The organism is Streptomyces muensis (assembly GCF_021474425.1).
Classification (GTDB): Bacteria; Actinomycetota; Actinomycetes; order Streptomycetales; family Streptomycetaceae; genus Streptomyces; species Streptomyces muensis.
This window is the reverse complement of record NZ_JAKEIP010000411.1, coordinates 1-5050: the sequence shown is the minus strand read 5'-3', so window position 1 is coordinate 5050 and position 5050 is coordinate 1. Positions and strand designations below refer to the sequence as shown.

4 protein-coding genes are annotated in these 5050 nt (G+C 74.1%); 3 read left to right on the top strand and 1 reads right to left on the bottom strand.

The window, feature by feature from the left end; all coding sequences use genetic code 11:
- Positions 1-28: 28 nt before the first annotated feature.
- The gene (locus L0P92_RS42015) at positions 29-988 is read right to left on the bottom strand and encodes an ATP-binding protein (RefSeq protein WP_234768404.1); all 960 of its coding nucleotides are present in this window, start codon (positions 986-988) and stop codon (positions 29-31) included.
- 170 nt (positions 989-1158) lie between these two features.
- On the opposite strand from L0P92_RS42015, the gene L0P92_RS42010 reads away from it, so the two are divergent.
- From L0P92_RS42010 to L0P92_RS42000, 3 genes are read left to right on the top strand one after another with little or no spacing between them, the layout of a single operon-like run.
- Positions 1159-1695, top strand: coding sequence for a GNAT family N-acetyltransferase (locus tag L0P92_RS42010; RefSeq protein ID WP_234768403.1), 537 nt, complete (start codon positions 1159-1161; stop codon positions 1693-1695).
- A gap of 3 nt (positions 1696-1698) precedes the next feature.
- Positions 1699-3192, top strand: a complete 1494-nt coding sequence (locus L0P92_RS42005; protein ID WP_234768402.1) for an ABC transporter substrate-binding protein — start codon at positions 1699-1701, stop codon at positions 3190-3192.
- A 3-nt stretch (positions 3193-3195) separates the two neighbouring features.
- On the top strand, positions 3196-4989 hold the full coding sequence (locus L0P92_RS42000; protein WP_234768401.1) for an ABC transporter permease subunit: 1794 nt from the start codon (positions 3196-3198) through the stop codon (positions 4987-4989).
- The last annotated feature ends 61 nt before the right edge of the window (positions 4990-5050 follow it).

The following is a 5050-nucleotide window of genomic DNA, read 5'->3' as shown; positions in this document are numbered from 1 at the left end:
GGTGGGATACGTGCCGGGGCGGGCGTGGTCAGGACAGTGCCGCCGGGCCCGGTACGAAGCCCGGGTCGACCTGGGCGGCCAGGTCGCCGCCCGTCCTGTCGTCCGCCCACGCGCGGGCGTTGCGCAGGTGGAACTCGACGGCGTGGCCGTGCATCGCGGCCCAGTCCTTCGGCAGCGCGTCGACCGTCTCGCGCAGGATGCCCAGGGCGTGGAGGTTCTGAGGCTCCAGCTCGCCCTGCTCGCGGCCCTGTTCGGCGGCGCGGACCCAGGAGGACTGGACCAGGTGGGTGAGGAGGTCGTCGCCGACCTCCTCCTTGAGGAAGAGCAGGTCGTCCTCGCCGGTCACCTTGTTGCCGATGACCGCGATGCGGATGCCGAACTCGCGGGCGTGGTCGCGGTACTGGCGGTAGACCGAGACGCCCTTGCGGGTCGGCTCCGCCACCAGGAACGTCATGTCGAAGCGGGTGAACAGGCCGGAGGCGAAGGCGTCGGCACCGGCCGTCATGTCGACGACGACGTACTCGCCGGGGCCGTCGACCAGGTGGCCGAGGTAGAGCTCGACGCCGCCGAGCTTGGAGTGGTAGCAGGCCACCCCGAGGTCGCTCTCGTCGAACTCGCCGGTGACCATCAGGGGTACGTCCACGCCCTGGGCGTCCACGCGCCGGACGTGCCGCGTGTGCAGTTCGTCGTCGCCGAGCAGGGTCAGCAGGCGGGAGCCGCTGCCGGGCGGGGTGGTCTTGATCATGGCGTCGGCGGAGGGGATGCGCGGGTTGGTGCCGCGCAGGAACTCCTTGATGTCCCGCAGGTGGGCGCCGAGCGGCGGGGCGTCCAGGGAGTCGCCGTCGTGGCCGAGCGCCTCGGCGAGGTGCTGGTTGATGTCGCCGTCGATGGCCAGCACGGGCGCACCGGAACGGGCCAGGTGGCGGGAGAAGAGCGCCGACAGGGTGGTCTTGCCGCTGCCGCCCTTGCCGACGAACGCGATGCGCATCAGCGGCACCCCGCCTTCGCCGCCAGAGTACCCTTTTTGAAAATGGATGTCATGTGGAAAGGTTGGCGTTGATCTTCGATCACTGTCAAATCGCCTGAGACGTAAGGGGGTTGTGTCGGAGGGCGGGGTGGGCGGAAAGGCCTTTCGGGCTTGATGCATATGATGTGCAAGTGCACGACTACAGCATCAGGGCGGCGAGCCCGGACGACCTCGACGGTGCGCGAGCCCTGATGCTCGACACCGTCTACCGCGACTTCGGCACCGGTTATGTGCCGCGCTGGCACGCCGACATCATCGACCCGGCCGCCGCCTACCTCGCCCCGCCCCGCCACACCCTCCTCGTCGCGCTCGACCCGCACGACGAGGGCGTCGTCGCCACCGCCGCCCTCGACTCCCGCGGCCCGGCCCACCCGCCGAACCCGCGCGACCTCGCCGAGCGCTACCCCTCCGGCGACACCGCGCAGTTGCGCCGCGTCTACGTCCGGCCCGAGCACCGCAGGCGCGGCCTCGCCGGGCGGCTGGTCGACGAGCTGCTCGCCTTCGCGGCTGCGGACGGCGGCTACCGGGCCGTCTATCTGCACACCGACCCCAAGGTGCCCGGCGCCGAGGCCTTCTGGCGCTCGCGCGGCAAGGTCGTGCTGGACGAACGTGTGGACCCCGACGGCGCCTTCGACGTCGTCCACTTCGAGATACCGATGGAGCGATAGCCCGTGCGACGCCGACTCCGCCCGCTCCTCGCCCTCGTACTGGCCCCGGTCCTCGCCGGCTGCTTCGCCTCCGGCGGCGGAACCGACTCCGCCGACAGCGCCGACGGCGGCTCCCGCCTCCGCGTCGCCCTCGCCTTCCCGCCCGCCGAGAACCTCTCGCCGTACGGCGCCGACTCCACCATCCTCAGCCGCCTCGGCGTCACCGAGGGCCTGACCGCGCTGGACGCCAACGGCGCCGCGGCCCCCGCCCTCGCCGCCTCCTGGCGCCAGGAGAACGACCGCACCTGGCTGTTCACCCTGCGTGAGGCCACCTTCCAGGACGGCTCCGCCGTCACCCCGGCCGCGGTCGCCACCGCGCTCACCCACGCCGCGCAGGCCAAGCCGGTCCCGGCCGCCCTCGCCGGCGTCACGTTCACCGCGAAGGCCGACGGCGCCGACGCGGTACGGATCACCACCGGGACCCCCGACCCCGTCCTCCCGCTGCGCCTGTCCAGCCCGTCCCTCGCCATCCTCTCCGGCAAGGCGTACGGCACGAAGGACAAGGCGGACCCGGTCGGCACCGCCACCGGACCCTTCGAGCTCACCAAGGTCCTCGGCGCCACGGCCGTCACCCTCGACCGCTACGACGACTACTGGGGCGGCCGCGCCCAGGCCCCCGGCATCGACGTCAAGTTCGTCGCCGACGGCACCGCACGCGCGAGCGCCCTGCGCACCGGCCAGGTCGACCTCGCCGAGGCGATCCCCGTCGCCCAGGCCGCCACCCTCGACAAGGCAACCCGCGAGGCCACCGCGACGACCCGCACCACGAGCCTGCTCCTCAACACCGAGAAGGGCGCCTTCAAGGACGCCGCGCTGCGGGCCGCCGCCCGCGAGGCCGTCGACACCTCCGTGCTCGCCAAGGGCGTCTACGAGGGATACGCCGACCCCGGCGCCGGCATCTACGGGCCCGCCGTCACCTGGGCCGCCGGCAAGCGGACCGAGCCGGTCGGACGCGCGAAGGCCGGCAAGCCCGACGGGACGCGCGTCACGATCGCCACGTACGACAACCGGCCCGAGCTGCCGGAGGTCGCCCAGGTGCTGAAGCAGCAGCTGGAGGAGGCCGGGTTCGAGGTCACGCTGGAGGTGCGCGAGTACTCGCGGCTGGAGAGCGACGCGCTGGAAGGCAAGTTCGACGCCGTCATCGGCGCCCGCAACAGCCTCGTCGACACCGGCGACCCCGTCGGGGTCCTTGCCGGCGACTACACCTGCGACGGCGGCTACAACCTGTCGCTGCTCTGCGACAAGGACGTCGACCGGGCCGTGGCCAAAGCAGCGGACATCGCCGACACCGCCGACCGACAGGACGCGGCGATGGCCGCCGAGGCCCGAATCCTCGGCACCGACGCCGTCGTACCGCTGGTCCACCAGCGCATCATCACCGGCGTCGGCAGCTCCGTGCGCGGCGCGCTCCTCGACCCGTACGAGCGCACCCTCGTCGGCATCGGCACCCGGCGCTGACCCGTGCGGCACCAGACAGGCACGCTGCTGTGGCGTGCGGGGATCGCGGCAGCCCTGGTGTGCGCCATCGGCGTACTGCCCTGGCTGACGCACACCGACCCGGCGCTCACCGTGCTCAAGGCCCGCTCGGCGGAGCGCGACCCCACACCCGAGGTGCTCGCGGACATCCGCGCCCAACTCGGCCTGGACCAGGGCCCGTTCCACCTGCTCGGCGACTGGCTGGGCGGACTGTGGCACGGGGACGCCGGCCGGTCCTGGATCTCCGGCGGCGAGGTCACGCCCGCCGTCCTCCAGGCCCTCGGCGTCTCCCTGCTCCTGATGGCGGTGGCCCTCGCGGCCGCCGCCGTCACCGCCGCGCTGATCTGCGCACGGACCCTGTGGCTGGGCGCCCACCGGCGACTCGACGGACGGCGGCCCGGCGGCAGCGTCTCCGCCGTCCTCGCCGCACTGCCCGAGTTCCTCACCGCGTCCGTACTGGCCACCGTCGTCGGCGTCCAACTCGGCTGGCTGCCCGCGCTCGGCTGGTACGGACCCCAGTGGACGATCCTGCCCGCCCTCGCCCTCGGCCTGCCTGCCGGGGCCGTGCTCGGCCGGCTCCTCGACGACCTGCTGCCCGGCGCGTTCGCCGAGCCCTGGGCGCTGGCCGCCACCGCACGCGGGCTGCCCGGCCGCGCGGTCGCCCGCCAGGCACTGCGCCGCTGTCTGCCAGGACTCCTCCCCAACACCGGCCTGTTCGTCGTAGGTCTGACCGGCGGATCGGTCACCGTCGAGCAGATCTTCGACATCCCCGGCCTCGGCCGCACCACCCTCCAGGCCGCCCTCGCCCAGGACCTGCCCGTCCTCCAGGCCGGCACCCTCGCCCTCGTCCTGCTCGCCGCGGCCGCCGCCGGACTCGCCCACACCCTCGCCCGCACCCTGATCGGCCCCGCCCTGCGCGACGGCGCACTGCCGTCCCCGCACCGCCCCACACCACCGGCCCGCACGGCCCTGCCGTTCGCCTACGCCGTTCTGCTCCTCGCCGTCATCGCCCTCGGCCTGCCCCGCGACCCACTGGCCCTCGACACCACCGAACGCCTGGCCGCGCCCACCCCGTCCCACCCCTTCGGCACGGACGCCCTCGGCAGGGACGTCCTCGCCCGCGTCGCCCACGGCGCCCTGGACACCCTGCTGCTGGCCCTCGCCATCACCGCCGCCACCCTGCTCACCGGCCTCGCGCTCGGCCTGCTGCCCCGGCTGTCCGGCCCGCTCGTCGACACCGTCACCGCGCTGCCCCCGGTCCTGGTCGCCCTGCTCGTCACCGCGGTCGTCGGCAGCGGAACCGCCACACCCGCGCTCGCCGTGGCCACCGTGGCCTGGGCACCCCTCGCCGCCCACACCTCCGCACTGCTCCGCCAGGAACGCGCCGCCCTCCACCTCACGGCCACCCGAGCCCTGGGCGCCACCCCCTGGTACCTCCTACGCCACGAACTCCTCCCCGCCGTGATCCCACCCGTCACCCGCCACGCCCTGCTCCGCCTCCCCGGCACAGCCCTCGCCCTCGCCTCACTCGCCTTCCTCGGCCTGGGCGCCCAGCCACCCTCGCCGGAATGGGGCCTGCTCCTCGCCGAGAACCAGCCCTACGCCGAACGCGCCCCCTGGGCCGTCCTCGCGCCCGCCGCCGCACTCGCCCTGCTGGGCGCACTGGCGGTGACGTCGGCGGGAGGGGTGCGGCGCGCACGGCGACGGCGAGCTGACGCGGCCCTCATGCCACCGTCCGAAACCCACGCACCGGCCAGGGAGTTGGTGAAGACCGGATGACCTCACTCCGCTCACGCGGCCGCCTGCGTCGCAAAGCCCCCGCTCAGCCCCGCCTCTCCCC